Below are 19,509 nucleotides of genomic sequence, written 5' to 3' on the forward strand. Positions count from 1 at the left end.
GGGGCGGTGAGTACCGAGCAAGGCGCCCTCCTGGGCCCCGCCGAAATCCGCGACCTCGCCGCGAAACTCGGCGTACGCCCGACCAAGCAGCGCGGCCAGAACTTCGTCATCGACGCGAACACCGTCCGCCGCATCGTCCGCACCGCGGAGGTGGGCCCGGACGACGTCGTCGTCGAGGTCGGTCCGGGCCTCGGCTCGCTGACCCTGGCCCTCCTGGAGACGGCGTCCCACGTCACCGCCGTGGAGATCGACGACGTGCTCGCCGGGGCGCTCCCGGCGACGGTCGAGGCCCGCGTCCCGCGGAAGGCGGCCTCCTTCGACCTGGTCCACAGCGACGCCATGCTCGTCCGCGAACTCCCGGGCCCCGCCCCGACCGCCCTGGTCGCGAACCTCCCGTACAACGTCGCCGTACCGGTCCTGCTGCACATGCTGGACACCTTCCCCAGCATCGAGCGCACGCTGGTGATGGTGCAGGCCGAGGTCGCCGACCGCCTCGCCGCCGACCCGGGCTCGAGGGTGTACGGCGTCCCGTCGGTGAAGGCGAACTGGTACGCCGAGGTCAAGCGCGCGGGCTCCATCGGCCGCAACGTCTTCTGGCCCGCCCCGAACGTCGACTCGGGCCTGGTGTCGCTGGTGCGCCGCGCCGAGCCGGTGAAGACCACCGCGTCCAAGCGGGAGGTGTTCACCGTCGTCGACGCGGCCTTCGCCCAGCGCAGGAAGACGCTGCGCGCGGCCCTCGCGGGCTGGGCGGGCTCCGCCGCGGCGGCCGAGGCGGCCCTGGTCGCCGCGGGCGTCTCGCCGCAGGCGCGCGGCGAGTCCCTGACGGTGGAGGAGTTCGCGCGGATCGCGGAGAACAAGCTTCCCCAGCCCGACACCACCGCCGAAACCGAGGAACCCGGTAAGTGACCACCCCTCGCAGCATCACCCCCCGCAGCATCACCGTCCGCGTCCCCGCCAAGGTCAATGCCCAGCTCGCCGTGGGCGCCGCCCGCCCCGACGGCTTCCACGACCTGGCGAACGTCTTCCTGGCCGTCGGCCTGTACGACGAGGTCACGGTGACACCGGCGGACGAGCTGCGGGTGACCTGCGAGGGGCCGGGCGCCGACCAGGTCCCCCTGGACCGCACGAACCTGGCGGCCCGCGCGGCCGAGGCGCTGGCGGCGCGGTACGGCCGCTCGGCCGACGTGCACATCCACATCGCCAAGGACATCCCCGTGGCGGGCGGCATGGCGGGCGGCAGCGCGGACGGCGCGGGCGCACTCGTGGCGTGCGACGCACTGTGGGGGACCGGAGCCTCCCGCGAGGAACTCCTCGACATCTGCGCCGAGTTGGGCAGCGACGTGCCGTTCAGCCTGGTCGGCGGCGCCGCCCTCGGCACCGGACGCGGCGAGAAGCTGGCTGAGCTCGCGGTCGGCGGCACCTTCCACTGGGTGTTCGCGGTCGCCGACGGCGGCCTCTCCACCCCGGCCGTGTACGGCGAGTTCGACCGCCTCACTCCGGAGGCCCCCGTGCCCGAGGCGTCCGAGGCCCTCCTCGAAGCGCTCCGCACCGGCGACGCCACCGCCCTCGCGGCCGCCCTCGCCAACGACCTCCAGCCCGCCGCGCTCTCCCTCTTCCCGTCGCTCACCGACACCCTGAGGACGGGCACGGCGGCGGGTGCCCTGGCCGGCATCGTCTCCGGCTCGGGGCCCACCACCGCCTTCCTCGTCAAGGACGCCGAGTCCGCAGCCCGCGTCGCCGAGGCCCTGCTCGCCTCCGGCACCTGCCGCGCGGCCCGCGTCGCCGAGGCACCCGCACCCGGTGCGACGGTGCTCGTACCGCGCCCGTAGCGTCGGCGGCGTACGACACAGCACGGCAGACACCCACCGCGGCCGGCGGCCGCCGTGGAAGCGCGCGCCGCGGCATGCCCCGGGGCCCGACTACGCTGGTTGATCGATCGCATTCCGTCGTCAGGAGAGAAATGGCCGTCAACCTGGTCAATGTCGAGGCAGTCAGCAAGGTGTACGGCACCCGCGCGCTGCTCGACGGTGTCTCACTCGGTGTGTCCGAGGGGGACAGGATCGGCGTGGTCGGGCGCAACGGTGACGGGAAGACGACCCTCATCCGCATGCTCGCCAAGCTGGAGGAGGCCGATTCGGGGCGCGTCACGCACAGCGGCGGCCTGCGCATCGAGGTGCTCACGCAGCACGACTCGCTCGACCCGAAGGCCACCGTGCGGCACGAGGTCATCGGTGACATGGCCGACCACGAGTGGGCGGGCAGCGCCAAGATCCGGGACGTGCTCACGGGCCTGTTCGGCGGGCTCGCCCTGCCCGGGTTCGAGCACGGCCTCGACACCGTCATCGGGCCGCTCTCGGGCGGTGAGCGCCGCCGCATCGCCCTGGCGAAGCTGCTGATCGCCGAGCAGGACCTGATCGTGCTCGACGAGCCCACCAACCACCTCGACGTGGAGGGCATCTCCTGGCTCGCGCGCCATCTGCGCGAGCGCCGCTCGGCCCTGGTCTGCGTGACCCACGACCGCTGGTTCCTCGACCAGGTGTGCACGCGCATGTGGGACGTACAGAAGGGCACGGTCTACGAGTACGAGGGCGGGTACTCCGACTACGTCTTCGCGCGCGCCGAGCGTGAGCGGATCGCCGCGACCGAGGAGGTCAAGCGGCAGAACCTGGTCCGCAAGGAGCTGGCGTGGCTGCGCCGCGGCGCCCCGGCCCGCACCTCCAAGCCCCGCTTCCGCGTCGAGGCCGCCAACGAACTGATCAAGGACGTGCCGCCGCCCCGGGACACCAGCGAGCTGATGAAGTTCGCCACCACCCGGCTCGGCAAGACCGTCTTCGACCTGGAGGACGTGAGCGTCCAGGCGGGCCCCAAGCTGCTGCTCAAGCACCTGACGTGGCAGCTCGGCCCCGGCGACCGCATCGGCCTGGTCGGGGTGAACGGCGCGGGCAAGACCTCGCTGCTTCGCGCGATGGCCGAGGCCGCCCGCACCGGCGGCGAGACGCAGCCCGCCGCGGGCCGCGTCTCCGTCGGCAAGACCGTCAAGCTGGCCTACCTCTCGCAGGAGGTCGCCGAGCTGAAGCCGACGCTCCGGGTCCTGGAGGCCGTGCAGCAGGTGCGCGAGCGGGTCGACCTCGGCAAGGGCCGGGAGATGACCGCGGGCCAGCTGTGCGAGACGTTCGGGTTCAGCAAGGAGAAGCAGTGGACGCCCGTCGGGGACCTGTCCGGCGGTGAGCGGCGCAGGCTGCAGCTGCTCCGCCTGCTCATGGACGAGCCGAACGTCCTCTTCCTCGACGAGCCCACCAACGACCTCGACATCGAGACGCTGACGCAGCTGGAGGACGTGCTCGACGGCTGGCCGGGATCGATGGTCGTGATCTCCCACGACCGGTTCTTCGTCGAGCGCACCACCGACCGCGTGTTCGCGCTCCTCGGCGACGCGACGATGCGGATGCTGCCGCGCGGCATCGACGAGTACCTGGAGCGCAGGCAGCGGATGACCGAGGCCGCCGTCCCGGCCGCCCCCGCGCCCGCCGCCGTCGCCGCGGACGGCACGAAGGCCGTGTCCGCCGCCGACGCCCGCGCCGCGAAGAAGGAACTGCAGAAGATCGAGCGGCAGCTCGACAAGGTCTCCGAGAAGGAGACCAAGCTCCACGCACAGATCGCCGATAACGCCACGGACTTCGAAAAAGTGGCGAAACTGGACGCGGAGCTCCGCGAACTGATCGGCGAGCGCGAGGAGTTGGAGATGCGCTGGCTCGAACTCGCGGAGGACGCGTGAGTATCCCGTAACAACCGCATTACAGGCCGGTCCTCCCTTGGGTACAGGGGCAGGACCGGCCCCCGTCATGGCTTGAATGGGGTGATAGAAAGGGCGGCCTGAGCACCACTTGGCGTGCCGAAAAATCAGTGAAGGGGGAAGCGCTGATGACTCAGCCGCCCAATCAGCCGCCGCACGGCGGCTTCGGAGCTCCACAGGATCCACAGCAGCCGGGCCAGCCGCCGACTCCGCAGCCCGGCTACGGCTACCCGCAGCAGCCGGGCCCGTACGGCCAGCCCACGCAGCCGGGTCAGCCCGGTCCCTACGGCCAGCAGCCCGGCCAGGCAGGCCCCTACGGCTACCCGCAGCAGCCCGGCCCGTACGGCCAGCCCACGCAGCCCGGCCAGCCGGGCCCCTACGGCCAGCAGCCCGGCTACGGCTACCCGCAGCCCGGCCAGCACGGTCACCCCGGCGGCCCCGGCACCCCGCCGCCCGGCGGTGGCGGCGGCAAGAGCCCCTTCAAGGGCAAGCCCGCGGTGATCATCGGCGCGGCCGTGGCGGCCCTCCTTGTCGCGGGCGGCGCCGTCTTCGCGGTCACCAGCGGTGGTGACGACGACGGCAAGAAGAAGACCGACGCCAAGAACAAGAACCCCAAGTCCTCCGCCCCGGTCAACCCGGGCGACGGCAGCGGCGACGGCCACGCGGGCAAGGAGAACCTGAACGCGGGCCGCCAGCCGGACGAGGCCAAGGTGCTCTGGTACAAGGAGGCGCCCAAGGCCCCCGGCAAGGGCGCCGACGCCCCCGGCATGTGGATCGAGGACGGCATCGCGGTCAAGGCCGCGTACAAGGAACTCCTCGCCTACGACGTCCAGTCCGGCAAGCCCGCCTGGGACGCGATCAAGCTGCCGCAGGAGATCTGCGCGGCCTCCAAGCAGGTCAGCGACAACGGCAAGATCGTCGTCGCGTACAAGGCGGGCACGAAGGACGGCGCCAAGTGCGACCAGCTCCAGGTCGTGGACCTGAAGACGGGCAAGCCGGGCTGGAAGAAGCAGATCAAGGAGGAAGGTCTCTTCGACTCCACGCTCAGCCTCGAACTCAACATCACCGACGACACGTTGATGGTCGGCCGCTCCCAGTCCGGCACCGCCTACAGCATGAGTGACGGCGACCAGTTGTTCGTGTCGCGCAAGAAGGACGAGGGCACCTGCTTCCCGGCCGGGTTCACCGGCGGCGACCGCATGCTGCGGGCCCTGTCGTGCGGCGCGAGCACGCCCACCGAGCACGACGAGATCGAGGAACTCGACCCCGAGACCGGCAAGGTCAAGTGGACGAAGAAGTTCCCCAAGGGCTGGCGCCTCGAGCACGTCTACTCCACCAGCCCCACCGTCCTCTACGCCACCAACGAGGACAAGAAGCAGTGGAACATCACCACGCTGAAGACCGGCAGCTCCGCCACCCGCTCCGAGGTCCAGGTCGACGAGGACTTCGCGCCGGAGTGCGGCTGGGGCGGCCTCGGGCGTGACCTGCAGGCCTGCGCCGGCGCGGTCGCCGACGAGAAGTACCTCTACCTGCCGACGAAGAAGACCACCGGCGCCAACGAGGTCGTCGCGATCAGCCTGGCCACCGGCAAGCAGGCCTGGCGGGCCAAGTCCCCGCAGGACACCTCGATGCTGCCGCTGAAGACGCTGAACGGCGATCTGGTGGCGTACGTCGAGCCGTCCTACGACGGCGGCGGCCGGGTCGTGTCCATCGGGACCAGCGGCTCGCACACCCCGAAGACCCTCCTGAAGCACCCGGCGGGGACGTCGCGGATCGAGAACGGCTTCTTCTCGAAGGCGATCGACTACGTGGACGGGCGCTTCTACATCTCCCAGACCAGGCTCTCCGGCACCGCTCAGGGCCGCGAGAAGCTGATGCTGGCCTACGGCAAGTAGCGCTCCCCACCCGCTTGATCACCCTCTTCCGTCCCCAAGGAAAGTTGTCATGACACAGCCGCCCCAGCCGCCCAACCAGCCCCCGCAGGGCGGTTTCGGCGCCCCCCAGGACCCCCCGCCCGGCGGGTTCGGCGCACCCCAGGACCCGTCCCAGCAGGGCTACGGCTACCCGCAGGCGCCGCAGACTCCGCCGCCCGCAGCCCCCGCGGCCCCGCCCGCGGCTCCCCAGACGCCCCCGCCGCCCCCGCAGGGCCAGCCCCAGCCGAACTACGGCTACCCGCAGGCGCCAGGAGCCCCGGGGACCCCGCCGCCCGCGGCACCCGGCACCCCGCCGCCCGCGTACGCGCAGCCGACCCAGGCCGCCTTCCCGGCCGTGGGCCAGCAGCCTCCCGGCTACGGCTACCCGGGGCAGCCCGGCCAGCCCGGCCAGCCCGGTCAGCCCGGTCAGCCCGGTCAGCAGCCGGGGTACGGCTACCCGGGTCAGCCGACCATGCCGATGCAGCCCCAGCCGGGCGGTGGCGGTGGCAAGAAGCCCAACAAGCAGATGACGATCATCGTGGCGGCCGTCGCGGCCATCGCCCTGATCGTCGGCGGCGGTGTCTTCTACGCGTCCACGCAGAAGGACAAGGACGACAAGAACAACAGCGCCAAGGGTGGCGACGGCAAGGGCGGCAAGGGCGGCGGCGAGGGCAAGAACGATCCGCCCGCGGGCGGCCCCGCCAAGGAGAAGGCCCCGGCGAACACCAGCGCCAAGGTGGGCTTCCAGATCCCGGCGCCCGAGGTGCCCAAGGACGACATCTGGAGCGTCGCGGGCTCCTGGCTGACCGACGACACGTACGTCAAGAGCGGCTTCGTCGGCAAGGCCAAGGACCACGCCCTCATCGCCTACGACCCGGCGTCCGGCAAGCAGAAGTGGACGATCCCGCTGGCCGGTGAGACCTGCGCGGTCTCCAAGGAGGTCACGAAGGAGGGCATCGCCGCCGTCGTCTACAAGGACGCCAAGTCCACCAAGGCGAACAAGTACCCCGACTGCAGCGAGGTCTCCGCGGTCGACCTCAAGTCCGGCAAGAAGCTGTGGACGGAGAACGTCTCCAACAGCGGCTCGAAGGTGGAGTTCGAGGAGATCGTCATCTCCGGCGACACCATCGCCGCGGGTGCGGGCACCGGTGGCACCGGCGCCGCCTGGGACATGTCCGGCAAGCTCCTGTGGAAGCCGTCGGTCGGCGACACGTGCAAGGACGCCGGCTACGCGGGCGGCGACCAGCTCGTCGCGGTCCGCAAGTGCGGCGACTACAGCGACCCGAAGTACAAGATCCAGCTCCTCGACCCGAAGACGGGCAAGGAGAAGTGGAGCTACCCGCTGGCCACCGGAGTCGACAACGCCAAGATCATCTCGACCAATCCGGTCGTCTTCGGCCAGGACACCGAGGAGATCACGGCGAGCGGCGCCACGGACGTGTTCTCGCTGAGCAACAACGGCAAGCTGCGCGCCCGCATCCCGCTGGAGGACGGCAAGTACTCCCACGACTGCGACGTCAACAAGTTCAACAGCTGCAAGGCCATCGTCGTCGGCAACGACAAGCTGTACGTGCCCACGCGCCAGCACGACGCGGGCGGCTCGGACTACGGCTTCACCAACGAGATCATCGCCTTCTCGCTGGCCACCGGAAAGACGACCGGTGAGCGCGCCGACGCGGGCAAGGACGGCGAGATGTTCCCGCTGCGCATGGACGGCGGCAACGTCCTCGCGTACAAGGGCGGCGGCTACAACAAGGGCGCCAAGGTCGTCTCGTTCGACGGCAAGTCGATGAAGGAGACCACCCTGCTGGAGACGCCCGCGACCGAGTCGATCAGCCGGGCCATCAGCGGCATGGTCCCCAAGTCCAATGAACTGCTGTACACCAACGGCAACCTGTTCATGGGCAAGGAGCTGATCAGCAAGCCGTACTCCAAGGACGACAAGGAGTACATCGCGCTGGGCTTCACCACGCAGTGACCTGACAGCAGGCGGCCCCGCACCCGATCGATCGAAACTCGCTCGATCGGGTGCGGGGCCGTTCGCGTCGCACCGGATTCACGCTCCGTACTCGCGTACAACCCTCCCGCCGACCCTCCTTCCGGCCCTGCCCCTCAAAGGCAGTGATTTAGGCATTCCGGGCCGCTTCTGGACGGTAGGGGCAGCGCAACGTCGAACAAGCGTGTAGCTTCCGGGAGATGGAGGGCCGGGGCCCCCGATCCGTGGGGGGATCATTGGGGGATTCCGTGGGGGAATTCCGTGGGGGACTTTGGGGGGTTGCGCTGTGGGTGTGCGGCTCATGGTGGTCGACGACCACCGATTGCTCGCCGAGGCACTCGCCTCGGCGCTGAAACTGCGCGGGCACCGGGTGCTCGCCGCGGCCGCGCCCGCCGCCGGTGCGGCGGAGCTGGTCATCAGCAGGGCGCCGGAGGTCTGTCTGCTCGGCACGGCCACGCCGGCCGAGCCGGGCATGTTCGACCCGGTGGTGCGGATCAAGCGGGAGCGTCCGCAGGTGGCCGTGGTGGTGCTCGGCCCGGTGCCGTCGCCGCGCGGGATCGCCGCGGCGTTCGCCTCCGGCGCGTCCGGATATGTACGTCACGACGAGCGCATCGAAGGAGTCGAGCGCGCCATCATGAAGGCGCGCGCCGGTGAGGCCGCCGTCGCGCCCCAATTGCTTCAAGGCGCCTTCAGCGAACTCCTCAACCCCGCCGCGCAGCCCGACGACGAGGGGCAGCGGCTCCTCCAGATGCTCACTCCGCGTGAGGTCGAGGTCCTGGTGCGGGTCGCCGACGGCGAGGACACCCGGCTGATCGCCGCGGGCATGGGCATCGCGCCCAGCACCGCGCGCACCCACGTCCAGCGCGTCCTCATGAAACTCGGCGTGGGCTCCCGCCTGGAAGCCGCCGCCCTCGCCGCCCGCACGGGCCTGCTCGACCGCGCGGAACGCCCGACGCCGGCGCCGGACCACGTCAACAACTCGGATCCGACACCGGAGGGTTAGGCCCCGCCGGGCTCCGCGGTCCTACTCCTGCTCCTGCTCCTGCTCATCCTCCGGGGCTGCCGCGGCCACCACCGGCCGCAGCTTCAGCCAGACCAGGAAGAACAGGCCCAGCGCGAGCATGCCCAGGCCCGTCCACAGGTTGATGTTGATGTCCTCGGCCTTCTTCAGGTCCGCGTCGGACGCGGTGAGGCCGGCGATGGTGACGATGACGCCGTAGACGACGAACAGGCCGCCGATGATGCGCCGGATGTCGAAGAGCCGCGCGGCCGTCGCGGACTTCCGCTCCAGCTCGGAGACTTCCTTCTGCAGGTCAGACATGTTCCTCAGGCCTTAGGTCAGGGGGAGCCGGATCGGCGGGGTCAGAACGAGTACGGGACGTAGCAGGCCGCGGCCAGCACGACCGCGCTCCAGCCGAGCAGCGCAGGACGGCGGTACCAGGCGTCGTCGCCCGCCTCGACGGCGTCGTCCTCCATGCCGGGCGAGACCGTCCCGTACACCAGACCGGCAAGCTCGGCCTCCGGCTTGGGGGCGGTGAAGAGGGTGACCACCACCATGACCACCGCGCCGGCGACGAAGCCCACGATCGCGGAGACGAAGTTGGCGCCCTGGTCGGTGGGGATGTCGATGACGCCCTGCTTGTAGATCCAGAAGTAGTTGACCATCGCGGCGGTGGTGCCCGCGAGCAGCCCCCACACGCCGGACTTCATCGACGCCCGCTTCCAGAACATTCCGATGATGAAGACCACGAACATCGGGACGTTGAAGAAGGAGAAGAGGGTCTGGAGGTAGCCCATGATGTTCGAGAAGGACGAGGCGATGAAGGCGGTGCCGATGGAGGCGAAGACGCCGATCGCGGTGATGAGCCGCCCGAACTTGAGGTAGTAGCCGTCCTCGCGGTCCTTGACGACGTACTTGGCCCAGATGTCGTACGTGAACACGGTGTTGAAGGACGACACGTTGGCCGCCATGCCCGCCATGAAGGCCGCGAGCAGTCCGGTCACCGCGATGCCGAGCACGCCGTTGGGCAGCAGCTCCTGCATCAGATAGGGGATGGCGTCGTTGTACGTCAGGTCCGAGCCCGGGGTGCCGATCTTCGGTACGAGGACGGCGGCGACCAGGCCCGGGATCATCACCAGGAACACGATGAAGATCTTGGGGAAGGCGGCGATCAGCGGGGTGCGCTGGGCGGCGGAGAGGTTCTTCGCGGACAGGGCGCGCTGCACCTCGGCGAAGTTCGTCGTCCAGTAGCCGAAGGAGAGCACGAAGCCGAGGCCGAGGATGATCGTGAGCCAGTTGGCGCCGAGCGGGTTGGCGTCGCCGATGCCGGTGCCGCCCCAGGCCGTCATGAAGTTGTCGCCGTGCTGCTTCTCGATCGAGCCCGTGAGCCCGTCCCAGCCGCCGACCTTCTTCAGGCCGATGACGCAGATCGGGATGAGCGCGGCGAGGATCACGAAGAACTGCAGGACCTCGTTGTAGATCGCCGAGGACAGGCCGCCGATGGTGATGTACGCGAGCACGAAGAACCCGGCGACGACGATCGCCACCCACTGCGGCCAGCCGAGCAGCGCCTCCACGACGATCGCGAGGGCGTAGAGGTTCACGCCCGCGATGAGCACCGCGGCGAAGGCGAACAGGGCCGAGCTGAGCAGGTGGGCGGACTTGTCGAAGCGCTGCAGCAGGAACTCGGGGACCGAGCGGACCTTGCTGCGGTAGTAGAACGGCATCATCACCAGGCCGAGGAAGACCATGGCCGGGATGGCGCCGATCCAGTACCAGTGCACGACCGCGACGCCGTACTGCGCGCCCGTCGCCGCCATGCCGAGGATCTCGGTGGCGCCGAGGTTCGCGGCGACGAAGGCGAGACCGGTGACCCAGGCGGGCAGCGACCGCCCGGACAGGAAGAAGTCGAGGCTGGTCTTCACGGACCGCCGGGCGGCGAATCCGATGCCGAGGACGACCACGAAGTAGATCGCGAGGATCGCGTAGTCCAGTCCGTTGGTGGGCAGCCGAAGCCCTTCGGCGAGGGTGATGTGCGCAGGAGACGCAGGGGACCGCATGTGAACTCGCTTCGTCGCGCGAACTGATCAGACCGGAACCTACGCCTCACGCTTCAGTAAGTGAACAGTTCTGTTGATGTTCTTTGTTTGATTGTGATCGGGTCCATAGGTTCCTCATGGTTCCTCGATGGTTTCTCACGGCTGGGTGCGGAGGATTGACGAGCCTGTTGGCTTGTGGTTTGTTATGTGCGGTTCTGTTGGCGGGCAGTGTGAGGAGCCCCATCCGTGAAGAAGACCTCGACTCGTCTCGCCGACGGTCGTGAGCTCATCTACTACGACGTGCGCGACGACGCCGTGCGCACGGCGGCCGACAGCAGGCCCCTCGACCCCGTCGCCACCACCTCGGAGATCCGCCGGGACCCCCTCCTCGGCGACAGCGTCGCCATCGCCTCGCACCGCCAGGGCCGCACCTACCACCCCCCGGCCGACGAGTGCCCCCTGTGCCCTTCCGGCGGCGGCCGCCACACCGAGATCCCCGACTCCTCGTACGACGTCGTGGTCTTCGAGAACCGCTTCCCCTCGCTCGCGGGCGACGCGGGCCGCTGCGAGGTCGTCTGCTTCACCCCCGACCACACGGCGTCCTTCGCCGACCTCACCGAGGAGCAGGCCGCGCTCGTCCTGGAGGCCTGGACCGACCGCACCGCCGAGCTGTCCCACCTGCCGTCCGTGGCGCAGGTCTTCTGCTTCGAGAACCGCGGCGCCGAGATCGGCGTGACCCTCGGCCACCCGCACGGGCAGATCTACGCCTACCCCTTCGTCACCCCGCGCACGGCCCTGATGCTGCGCTCCCTGGCCGCCCACCGCGCCGCCACCGGCGGCCGCAACCTCTTCGACGACGTCCTCGCCGAGGAGCGCGCCGGTGAGCGCGTCGTCCTGGACGCCGAGCACTGGGTGGCCTTCGTGCCGTACGCCGCGCACTGGCCCTACGAGGTGCACCTCTACCCCAAGCGCCGGGTCCCCGACCTGCTCGGCCTCGACGACGCGGCTCGCACAGAATTCCCCAAGGTCTATCTGGAACTGTTGCGACGCTTCGACCGGATTTTCGGCGAAGGTGAACGCGAGGGCGGCGGCGAGCCCCCGACGCCGTACATCGCGGCCTGGCACCAGGCCCCGTTTGCGGCTCTCGGTGAGTACGGACACGTCAACCGGGACGACTTCGCGCTCCACCTAGAGCTTTTCACCATTCGCCGCACTTCCGGCAAGCTGAAGTTCCTCGCGGGTTCCGAATCCGGCATGAGTGTGTTCATCAACGATGTGCCGCCGGAGGCCGCGGCCCAGCGACTGCGAGAGGTAGCGAGTTGATGAGTGGGAAGTACCTGGTCACGGGTGGCGCCGGCTATGTCGGCAGCGTCGTCGCCCAGCATCTGATCGAGGCCGGGCACGAGGTGACGGTCCTCGACAACCTCTCCACCGGCTTCCGTGAGGGCGTCCCCGCGGGCGCCGAGTTCATCGAGGGCGACATCCGTGACGCGGCCAAATGGCTGGACTCCTCCTTCGGCGCGGTGCTGCACTTCGCCGCGTTCTCGCAGGTCGGCGAGTCGGTCGTCAAGCCCGAGAAGTACTGGGACAACAACGTCGGCGGCACCATGGCGCTGCTCGCCGCGATGCGCGACGCGGGCGTGCGCAAGCTGGTCTTCTCCTCCACGGCGGCCACGTACGGCGAACCGGTGAGCACCCCCATCACCGAGACCGACCCGACGGCCCCCACCTCCCCCTACGGCGCCTCCAAGCTCGCCGTCGACCACATGATCACCGGCGAGGCGGTCGCGCACGGACTGGGTGCGGTGTCCCTTCGGTACTTCAACGTGGCGGGCGCGTACGGCAGTTGCGGGGAGCGGCACGACCCCGAGTCGCACCTCATCCCGCTCGTCCTCCAGGTCGCGCAGGGCCGGCGCGAGGCGATCTCCGTGTTCGGCGACGACTACCCGACGCCCGACGGCACCTGCGTACGCGACTACATCCACGTCGCCGACCTCGCCGAGGCCCACCTCCTCGCCCTCGACGCCGCCGCGTCCGGCGAGCACCTGATCTGCAACCTGGGCAACGGCAACGGCTTCTCCGTGCGCGAGGTCATCGAGACCGTCCGCAAGGTCACAGGCCACCCGATCCCCGAGGTCGTGGCGCCGCGCCGCGGCGGCGACCCGGCGGTCCTCGTGGCCTCCGCCGCCACCGCCCGCGAGCGGCTCGGCTGGAACCCGTCCCGCGCGGACCTCGCGGGCATCGTCGCCGACGCCTGGGCCTTCGCCCAGCACAGGGGGTAGTCCAACTGATGTCCGCCGCCGAGGAGTTCACCGTGTCCGCCGCAGAGGTGTCCGCCGCGTTCACCGCGCTGTACGGGTACGAGCCCGCCGGGGTCTGGGCCGCGCCGGGCCGCGTCAACCTCATCGGCGAGTACACGGACTTCAACGAGGGCTTCGTGATGCCGCTCGCCCTGCCGCACACCGCGGTCGCGGCGGTCGCCCGGCGCGACGACGGGATCCTGCGCGTGCACTCCGCGGACGTGGCGGGCCCCGTCGTGGAGCTGGCCGTGGACGCTCTGACCCCGCTGTCCGACGGCGGCTGGGCCGCGTATCCGGCGGGCGTCGTGTGGGCGCTGCGGGACGCGGGGCACGCGGTCGGGGGCGCGGACGTGCACCTCGCGTCCACGGTCCCGACGGGAGCGGGCCTCTCCTCCTCCGCCGCGCTCGAGGTCGTCACGGCTCTCGCCCTTGACGAGCTGTACGAACTCGACCTCACCCGGCGTGAGTTGGCGCTGGTCGCCCAGCGTGCCGAGAACGCCTTCGTCGGCGTGCCGTGCGGCGTGATGGACCAGATGGCGTCCGCCGCCTGCGAGGCGGGCCACGTGCTGCACCTCGACTGCCGTGACCTCTCCGTGCGGCAGGTGCCGTTCGATCTCGCGGGGGAGGGGCTTGTGCTGCTCGTCGTCGACACGCGGGTGAAGCACGCGCTCGGGGACGGGGCGTACGCGGAGCGGCGGGCCGGGTGCGAGGCCGGGGCCCGCGCCCTTGGCGTCACCCACCTGCGTGACGTGCCCTTCGCCGAACTCCCGTCCGCCCTGGACCGGTTGCCCGACATCGACGACGAGCGGGTGCGGCGCTACGTCCGGCACGTCGTGTCCGACGACCATCGGGTCGAGCGGGTCATGGCGTTGCTCGACGCCGGGGATGTGCGCGGGATCGGGCCCGTCCTGAGCGAGGGGCATGTGTCCCTGCGGGACGATCTGCGCATCTCCTGCGCGGAGTTGGACCTGGTGGTGGAGGCGTCTTGCGGCGCCGGGGCGCTTGGTGCCCGGATGACCGGGGGCGGTTTCGGGGGTTCCGCGGTTGTCCTCGCGGAGGCGGCGGACGCGGATGCCGTCACGAAGTCGGTCCGCGAGGCGTTCGCGGGGGCGGGGTTCGCGGCGCCGCGGGTGTTTCCTGCGGTGGCTTCGGCGGGGGCGGGGCGGGTGTGAGCCTCGCGGTGCGCCCCCGGTTGCGGCAGGGTCTTAGCCCGTCCGGCGTTTGAGGACGAGGCCGTCCAGGCCGACACGGGGTCTGGGGCGGAGCCCCAGTTTCGGGAAGGGGTGCCCGCGCGCGGAGCGCGCTAATGGACGCAGCGGGGAGCCCCCGGCAAGGCCCCCACCTCAGCGCAAGCGCTTCGTCAGCGTGAACTCCTTCGCGCCCTCCGGGTAGTCGGGGATCACGCAGACGACGTCGTACCCCTGCTGGCGGTAGAAGGCGGGGGCCTGGAAGTCCCAGGTCTCGAGGCGGGAGTGGCGGCAGCCCCGCTCGGCGAGAGCGATCCGCTCGCCCTCGGCGAGCAACCGCCCCCCGAGCCCGGCCCCCCGGCAGCCCTCGGCGACCCACAGCCAACTCACGTGCAGCCACCGCGCCCAGGTGTACCCCCCGAGCCCCCCGACCAGCTCACCGTCGGCCCCCAGCGCCCACACCCCGAGCGGCTCCTCGTGCTCATCGGGCGTGCCGCGCAGGGCACGAAGCACAGGTGAGGCGGCCGTGTTGGCCGCCACCAACCGCTCCCGAAGCAGACGAAGACGTTCTTTGTCGACTCCTGTCTCAATACGAAACATACGGCTCACCATAAACGCGCTGGCCAATCAGTTCTGCAAATCCACTTCCGCTCGGGGCCCCCGTCCGTACTCTGAAGGGCAGCGCCGGTGGGGGTCGGCGCCGATCAGGGGGCGAGACAGTCGGGTACGACGCCCGGCGTGGGGGTGGGCAGTCACGGCACGGCGGCGGCCGTGCGGGCTGCGGTGACCCTCACCCGGGCGCCGTACCCGCGCTGGACGCACTCCGACGATGGGGTATCCCCTGCTCCGTTGAGGAGCTTGGGGAAGGGGGTTTCCGTGGTTCGCATCCGAGTCCTGGTCGTCGACGACCACCGTATCTTCGCCGAGTCGCTCGCAGCGGCGCTGGCGGCCGAGCCCGACGTGGACGTGTCCGCCGCGGGCAGCGGCCCCGCCGCGCTGCGCTGTCTCGACCGCGCGACGGCGGAAGGCCGCAGATACGACGTGCTGTTGGTGGACGCCGACCTCGGCGCCTCCGCGTCCGCGCTCCAGGGAGCGCGCCCCGCCGTGCCCGTGCACGACGGGCAGGCGGACGGGCTCGTGGACGGCATCTCCCTGGTGGCGGGCGTGCGTTCGGGCCAGCCCGCGGTGCGCACCGTCGTGCTCGCCGAGAAGGACGACCCGCGCCGCGCGGCCCTCGCCCTGCAGGCCGGTGCCTCCGGCTGGGTGGCGAAGGACTGCTCGCTGTCGCGGCTGCTCACGGTCATCCGGGGCGTGCTGCGGGACGAGACGCATCTGCCGCCCGCGCTGCTCACCGGCGTGCTGCGCGAGCTGACCGCGGCCCGCAAGCACCGTACGGAGAGCGAGCGGCTGGTCGAGTCCCTCACGCCGCGCGAGCGGGAAGTGCTGCGGTGCATGGTCGCGGGGCTCGGGCGCAAGGCGGTCGCCGAGCGGCTCTTCCTCTCGCCGCACACCGTCCGCACCCATATGCAGAACGTCCTCGGGAAGCTCGGCGTGCACTCCACGCTCGCCGCCGTCGCCCTCGCCCGCCGGGCCGGTGTCGGACCCGTCGACCTAGCCGGGGACGTTGTCGAACGGGGCGGTCAACTGGCGTAGCAGCGCCGCCAGTTCACCGCGCTGCGCGCGCGACAGCTCACCGAGGATGGCCCGCTCCTGGTCGAGGAGTCCGGCGAGCGCCTGGTCCGCGCGGTCCCGGCCCTCGTCGGTGAGGCGCACCAGGACGCCGCGGCGGTCGCTGGGGTCCGGAAGGCGCTCCACCAGGCCCTTCTTCGCCAGGCGGTCGATGCGGTTCGTCATCGTGCCGGATGTCACCAGGGTCTGGGTCAGGAGCTGGCCCGGCGAGAGCTGATACGGCGCGCCCGCGCGCCGCAGCGACGTCAGCACGTCGAACTCCCAGGGCTCCAGCTCGTGCTCGGAGAACGCCAGCCGACGCGCGCGGTCGAGATGCCGCGCCAGCCTGCTCACGCGGCTCAGCACCTCGAGCGGTTCCACGTCGAGGTCAGGGCGCTCCCGACGCCATGCAGCGACCAGCCGGTCGACCTCGTCCTCCATGACGATCAGTGTAGGGGGTCTGTCGACATGAAGTCTCTTGACGTCAAGATACTTCGGGGTCGAGGATGAAGGGGAGCCCCCTTCGGTACGCAAAGGGAACCCCTTCCGTACGGAAAGGGAACCCTTCGGTACGCAGAGGAGCACCCATGCCGTCCACCGCGTCGCCCACCTGGGACCCGGACCAGTACCTGCGCCACTCCGGCCACCGCGCCCGCCCCTTCCGCGACCTGCTCGCCCAGGTGCCCGCGCTGCCCACCGCCCCCGCGCCCCGCATCGCCGACCTCGGCTGCGGGCCCGGCAACGTCACCGTGCTGCTCGCCGAGCGCTGGCCCGACGCGCACGTCACCGGCTTCGACAACTCCGCCGAGATGCTGCGCGAGGCCGGTGCCTTCGCGGGGCCCAGGGCGGGCGGCGGCCGCCTGGAGTTCGCGCACGCCGACGCCGGTACGTGGGCGCCCGCCCCGGAGACGTACGACCTGATCCTCTCCAACGCCACGCTCCAGTGGGTGCCCGGGCACGCCGACCGCATCCCCGGCTGGGTCGCGGGCCTGCGCCCCGGCGGGGTGCTCGCCGTCCAGATGCCCGCCAACTTCGACGCGCCCAGCCACACCCTGATGCGGGAGCTGTGCGCGAGCGGGCGCTGGCGCGAGCGGCTCGGCGCGGTGCTGCGGCACGCCGACGCGGTGCTGCCGCCCACCGCCTACCTGGAACGGCTCACCGGCCTCGGCTGCGCCGCCGACGTCTGGGAGACCACGTACCAGCACCTGCTCACCGGCGACGACCCGGTGCTCGACTGGGTCAAGGGGACGGGCCTGCGCCCGATCCTCACGACCCTCGCCGACGACCCCGCGGCCCGGGAGGCGTTCCTGGACGAATACCGCGCCCTGCTCCGCGAGGCCTACCCGGCCGGGGCGCACGGGACGGTGTTCCCCTTCCGACGCCTGTTCGCGGTGGCGCGCAAAGGCGGTGCGGTCTGATGCTCGCCGCCGTCGACCATGTGCAGCTCGCCGCCCCGCCCGGCAGCGAGGACGCGCTGCGGGCGTACTACGTGGACGTGCTCGGGATGACCGAGGTCGCGAAGCCGCCGGTGCTCGCGGCACGCGGAGGCTGCTGGTTCGAGGCCGGTGACGTACGTCTCCATCTGGGCGTCGAGGCCGGGTTCCGCGCCGCCCGCAAGGCCCACCCCGGGCTGCGCGTCACCGGCATCGAGGCCTACGCGGCCCGGCTGGCGGCCCGGGGCGCCGAGGTCGTCTGGGACACCGCCCTGCCGGGCCACCGCCGCTTCTACTCCGAGGACCCGGTGGGCAACCGGCTCGAGTTCCTGGAGCCGGAGCCGTCAAAGCCGTCGGAGCCGGTGCCCGGCCCGGGAGCCTGAGCCGCGCTCAGGACTTGCGATGGCCTATCAGGCGTGGCTTCGGTTCCAGGCCGTCCAGGCCGTGCCAGGCCAGGTTGACCAGGTGGGCCGCCACCTCCGCCTTCTTGGGCTTGCGGACGTCCAGCCACCACTGGCCCGTGAGGGCGACGCTGCCGACCAGGGCCTGGGCGTAGAGGGGGGCCAGTTTGGGGTCGAAGCCGCGGGTCTTGAACTCCTGGCCGAGGATGTCCTCGACCTGCGTGGCGATGTCGGAGATCAGGGACGCGAAGGAGCCCGTCGACTGGGGGATGGGGGAGTCGCGGACCAGGATGCGGAAGCCGTCCGTGTACTCCTCGATGTAGTCGAGGAGGGCGAAGGCGGCCTGTTCGCAGAGTTCGCGGGGGTGCCCCGCGGTGAGGGAGCCGGTCACCATGCCCAGGAGCTGGCGCATCTCGCGGTCCACCACCACCGCGTACAGACCCTCCTTGCCGCCGAAGTGCTCGTACACGACGGGCTTGGAGACGCCGGCCTTCGCCGCGATCTCCTCGACCGAGGTGCCCTCGAAGCCCTTGGCGGCGAACAGGGTGCGGCCGATGTCCAGCAGTTGCTCACGGCGCTCGGCGCCGGTCATCCGGGTCCGGCGGGTGCGCCGGGGCTTGTCGGTGTTCGAACTCGCGGAGCCCTGAGGGGCCCGCGCGGAGCGCGTCGTGCTCGGTGTCCTTGCGTCGGTCGCCACGGGTTCCATCATGCCGCGTCTGCGGCCTGGTGCTTGCCCGGGGCACCCATCGCGTCGGTCGGATCCGGCTCGTCGGCCGTCTTGCGACGGGCGTCGATACGGGACTTCGAGGGCCACCGGACGTCGTGGGCCCAGCCGAGCTGTTCGAACCAGCGGATGAGGCGCGCGGAGGAGTCGACCTGGCCGCGCATCACGCCGTGCCGCGCGGACGTCGGGTCGGCGTGGTGCAGGTTGTGCCAGGACTCGCCGCAGGACAGGACGGCCAGCCACCACACGTTCCCGGAGCGGTCACGGGACTTGAAGGGGCGCTTGCCCACCGCGTGGCAGATCGAGTTGATGGACCACGTCACGTGATGCAGCAGGGCGACACGGACGAGCGAGCCCCAGAAGAACGCCGTGAACGCGCCCCACCAGGACATCGTGACCAGACCGCCCACCACCGGCGGAATCGCGAGGGAGACCACCGTCCACAGCACGAACTGGCGCGAGACGGCGCGGATCGCCGGGTCCTTGATCAGGTCGGGGGCGTACTTCTCCTGCGACGTCTGCTCCTCGTCGAACAGCCAGCCGATGTGCGCCCACCACAGGCCCTTCATCAGGGCGGGGAGCGTCTCGCCGAAGCGCCACGGCGAGTGCGGGTCGCCCTCGGCGTCGGAGAACTTGTGGTGCTTGCGGTGGTCGGCCACCCAGCGGACGAGGGGGCCCTCCACCGCCATCGACCCGGCCACCGCGAGCGCGATCCGCAGCGGCCGCTTGGCCTTGAAGGAGCCGTGCGTGAAGTAGCGGTGGAAGCCGATGGTGATGCCGTGGCAGCCCAGGTAGTACATGAACACCAGCAGGCCGAGGTCCAGCCAGCTCACGCCCCAGCCCCAGGCCAGCGGCACCGCCGCCACCAGGGCCAGGAACGGGACGGTGATGAACAGCAGCAGCGCGATCTGCTCGAGCGAGCGCTTCTGCTCACCGCCCAGGGTGGCGGACGGTGCCGCGACGCCGGGCGGCGCCGCCTTGGATTCGTCGATGAGGTCCGGGCTTGTGGTCATAGGGGCTTCCCCTGAGGGCTAGAGGGTGACTGCTGAGGGCTG

18 protein-coding genes are annotated in these 19,509 nt (G+C 70.9%); 12 read left to right on the top strand and 6 right to left on the bottom strand.

Features of this window, described 5'->3' with window-relative positions; all coding sequences use genetic code 11:
• The first annotated feature begins 6 nt into the window (after window positions 1-6).
• The 6 genes from rsmA (at window position 7) to IEY91_RS34005 (ending at window position 8,705) form a co-directional block, all read left to right on the top strand.
• The gene (gene rsmA / locus IEY91_RS33980) at window positions 7-906 is read left to right on the top strand and encodes a 16S rRNA (adenine(1518)-N(6)/adenine(1519)-N(6))-dimethyltransferase RsmA (RefSeq protein WP_189176942.1); all 900 of its coding nucleotides are present in this window, start codon (window positions 7-9) and stop codon (window positions 904-906) included.
• A complete protein-coding gene (locus tag IEY91_RS33985; RefSeq protein WP_229697407.1) occupies window positions 903-1,829 on the top strand; it encodes a 4-(cytidine 5'-diphospho)-2-C-methyl-D-erythritol kinase in 927 nt (308 codons plus the stop codon). Before rsmA ends, IEY91_RS33985 begins: the two co-directional genes overlap by 4 nt.
• A 131-nt stretch (window positions 1,830-1,960) precedes the next feature.
• Window positions 1,961-3,775 carry an ABC-F family ATP-binding cassette domain-containing protein gene (locus IEY91_RS33990; protein ID WP_189176943.1) on the top strand — a complete coding sequence of 605 codons (1,815 nt, stop codon included), beginning with the start codon at window positions 1,961-1,963 and terminating at the stop codon, window positions 3,773-3,775.
• A 146-nt stretch (window positions 3,776-3,921) separates the two neighbouring features.
• Window positions 3,922-5,688 carry an outer membrane protein assembly factor BamB family protein gene (locus tag IEY91_RS33995; protein ID WP_164324095.1) on the top strand — a complete coding sequence of 589 codons (1,767 nt, stop codon included), beginning with the start codon at window positions 3,922-3,924 and terminating at the stop codon, window positions 5,686-5,688.
• A 49-nt stretch (window positions 5,689-5,737) separates the two neighbouring features.
• The gene (locus tag IEY91_RS34000) at window positions 5,738-7,684 is read left to right on the top strand and encodes an outer membrane protein assembly factor BamB family protein (RefSeq protein WP_189176944.1); all 1,947 of its coding nucleotides are present in this window, start codon (window positions 5,738-5,740) and stop codon (window positions 7,682-7,684) included.
• Between the two features lie 319 nt (window positions 7,685-8,003).
• Window positions 8,004-8,705, top strand: coding sequence for a helix-turn-helix transcriptional regulator (locus IEY91_RS34005; protein ID WP_164328458.1), 702 nt, complete (start codon window positions 8,004-8,006; stop codon window positions 8,703-8,705).
• Window positions 8,706-8,726: 21 nt separating this feature from the next.
• Here IEY91_RS34005 and IEY91_RS34010 read toward each other — a convergent pair whose 3' ends face one another.
• Together IEY91_RS34010 and IEY91_RS34015 are read right to left on the bottom strand one after the other, a co-directional pair.
• Window positions 8,727-9,023, bottom strand: coding sequence for a hypothetical protein (locus tag IEY91_RS34010; RefSeq protein WP_189176945.1), 297 nt, complete (start codon window positions 9,021-9,023; stop codon window positions 8,727-8,729).
• A gap of 41 nt (window positions 9,024-9,064) precedes the next feature.
• On the bottom strand, window positions 9,065-10,762 hold the full coding sequence (locus IEY91_RS34015) for a sodium:solute symporter family protein (protein WP_164324102.1): 1,698 nt from the start codon (window positions 10,760-10,762) through the stop codon (window positions 9,065-9,067).
• A gap of 225 nt (window positions 10,763-10,987) precedes the next feature.
• Here IEY91_RS34015 and galT point away from each other — a divergent pair, with 225 nt between their 5' ends.
• Genes galT through galK form a run of 3 tightly spaced genes read left to right on the top strand, consistent with a single transcriptional unit; the run spans window position 10,988 to window position 14,213 of the window.
• Window positions 10,988-12,064, top strand: coding sequence for a galactose-1-phosphate uridylyltransferase (gene galT / locus IEY91_RS34020; RefSeq protein ID WP_189176946.1), 1,077 nt, complete (start codon window positions 10,988-10,990; stop codon window positions 12,062-12,064).
• A complete protein-coding gene (gene galE, locus IEY91_RS34025) occupies window positions 12,064-13,023 on the top strand; it encodes a UDP-glucose 4-epimerase GalE (RefSeq protein ID WP_189176947.1) in 960 nt (319 codons plus the stop codon). Before galT ends, galE begins: the two co-directional genes overlap by 1 nt.
• 8 nt (window positions 13,024-13,031) lie before the next feature.
• Entirely contained in the window at window positions 13,032-14,213 is a 1,182-nt protein-coding gene (gene galK / locus IEY91_RS34030) for a galactokinase (RefSeq protein WP_189176948.1), read from the top strand.
• A gap of 171 nt (window positions 14,214-14,384) precedes the next feature.
• Here the strand turns inward: galK and IEY91_RS34035 are convergent, their stop codons facing one another.
• Window positions 14,385-14,840 (bottom strand): GNAT family N-acetyltransferase, encoded by a 456-nt coding sequence (locus IEY91_RS34035; RefSeq protein ID WP_164328459.1) that lies wholly within the window; start codon window positions 14,838-14,840, stop codon window positions 14,385-14,387.
• 264 nt (window positions 14,841-15,104) lie between these two features.
• Between IEY91_RS34035 and IEY91_RS34040 the strand changes: the two genes are divergently transcribed.
• Entirely contained in the window at window positions 15,105-15,881 is a 777-nt protein-coding gene (locus tag IEY91_RS34040) for a LuxR C-terminal-related transcriptional regulator (protein ID WP_189176949.1), read from the top strand.
• Here the strand turns inward: IEY91_RS34040 and tamR are convergent.
• On the bottom strand, window positions 15,840-16,337 hold the full coding sequence (gene tamR, locus IEY91_RS34045; protein WP_164324112.1) for a MarR family transcriptional regulator TamR: 498 nt from the start codon (window positions 16,335-16,337) through the stop codon (window positions 15,840-15,842). The genes IEY91_RS34040 and tamR overlap by 42 nt on opposite strands.
• A gap of 146 nt (window positions 16,338-16,483) precedes the next feature.
• Between tamR and IEY91_RS34050 the strand changes: the two genes are divergently transcribed.
• Both IEY91_RS34050 and IEY91_RS34055 read left to right on the top strand, forming a co-directional pair.
• Window positions 16,484-17,314 carry a trans-aconitate 2-methyltransferase gene (locus tag IEY91_RS34050; RefSeq protein ID WP_189176950.1) on the top strand — a complete coding sequence of 277 codons (831 nt, stop codon included), beginning with the start codon at window positions 16,484-16,486 and terminating at the stop codon, window positions 17,312-17,314.
• Window positions 17,314-17,712 carry a VOC family protein gene (locus IEY91_RS34055; RefSeq protein WP_164324116.1) on the top strand — a complete coding sequence of 133 codons (399 nt, stop codon included), beginning with the start codon at window positions 17,314-17,316 and terminating at the stop codon, window positions 17,710-17,712. The genes IEY91_RS34050 and IEY91_RS34055 overlap by 1 nt, the downstream gene beginning before the upstream one ends.
• 7 nt (window positions 17,713-17,719) lie before the next feature.
• Here IEY91_RS34055 and IEY91_RS34060 read toward each other — a convergent pair whose 3' ends face one another.
• Window positions 17,720-18,439: a TetR/AcrR family transcriptional regulator gene (locus tag IEY91_RS34060; RefSeq protein WP_373288082.1), complete on the bottom strand. Its 720-nt coding sequence runs from the start codon at window positions 18,437-18,439 to the stop codon at window positions 17,720-17,722.
• Window positions 18,436-19,467: an acyl-CoA desaturase gene (locus IEY91_RS34065; RefSeq protein WP_189176951.1), complete on the bottom strand. Its 1,032-nt coding sequence runs from the start codon at window positions 19,465-19,467 to the stop codon at window positions 18,436-18,438. Before IEY91_RS34065 ends, IEY91_RS34060 begins: the two co-directional genes overlap by 4 nt.
• Between the last annotated feature and the right edge of the window lie 42 nt (window positions 19,468-19,509).

The sequence above is a fragment of the Streptomyces lasiicapitis genome (assembly GCF_014646335.1).
GTDB classification, from domain to species: Bacteria; Actinomycetota; Actinomycetes; order Streptomycetales; family Streptomycetaceae; genus Streptomyces; species Streptomyces lasiicapitis.

Excerpts from the sequence above, each read along its gene's own strand:
- IEY91_RS33990 (WP_189176943.1), top strand. The coding sequence starts at position 1,961 with ATGGCCGTCAACCTGGTCAATGTCGAGGCAGTCAGCAAGGTGTACGGC.
- IEY91_RS33995 (WP_164324095.1), top strand. The coding sequence starts at position 3,922 with ATGACTCAGCCGCCCAATCAGCCGCCGCACGGCGGCTTCGGAGCTCCA.
- IEY91_RS34000 (WP_189176944.1), top strand. The coding sequence starts at position 5,738 with ATGACACAGCCGCCCCAGCCGCCCAACCAGCCCCCGCAGGGCGGTTTC.
- IEY91_RS34005 (WP_164328458.1), top strand. The coding sequence starts at position 8,004 with ATGGTGGTCGACGACCACCGATTGCTCGCCGAGGCACTCGCCTCGGCG.
- IEY91_RS34010 (WP_189176945.1), bottom strand. The coding sequence starts at position 9,023 with ATGTCTGACCTGCAGAAGGAAGTCTCCGAGCTGGAGCGGAAGTCCGCG.
- IEY91_RS34015 (WP_164324102.1), bottom strand. The coding sequence starts at position 10,762 with ATGCGGTCCCCTGCGTCTCCTGCGCACATCACCCTCGCCGAAGGGCTT.
- galE (WP_189176947.1), top strand. The coding sequence starts at position 12,064 with ATGAGTGGGAAGTACCTGGTCACGGGTGGCGCCGGCTATGTCGGCAGC.
- galK (WP_189176948.1), top strand. The coding sequence starts at position 13,032 with ATGTCCGCCGCCGAGGAGTTCACCGTGTCCGCCGCAGAGGTGTCCGCC.
- IEY91_RS34035 (WP_164328459.1), bottom strand. The coding sequence starts at position 14,840 with ATGGTGAGCCGTATGTTTCGTATTGAGACAGGAGTCGACAAAGAACGT.
- tamR (WP_164324112.1), bottom strand. The coding sequence starts at position 16,337 with ATGGAGGACGAGGTCGACCGGCTGGTCGCTGCATGGCGTCGGGAGCGC.
- IEY91_RS34050 (WP_189176950.1), top strand. The coding sequence starts at position 16,484 with ATGCCGTCCACCGCGTCGCCCACCTGGGACCCGGACCAGTACCTGCGC.
- IEY91_RS34055 (WP_164324116.1), top strand. The coding sequence starts at position 17,314 with ATGCTCGCCGCCGTCGACCATGTGCAGCTCGCCGCCCCGCCCGGCAGC.
- IEY91_RS34060 (WP_373288082.1), bottom strand. The coding sequence starts at position 18,439 with ATGATGGAACCCGTGGCGACCGACGCAAGGACACCGAGCACGACGCGC.
- IEY91_RS34065 (WP_189176951.1), bottom strand. The coding sequence starts at position 19,467 with ATGACCACAAGCCCGGACCTCATCGACGAATCCAAGGCGGCGCCGCCC.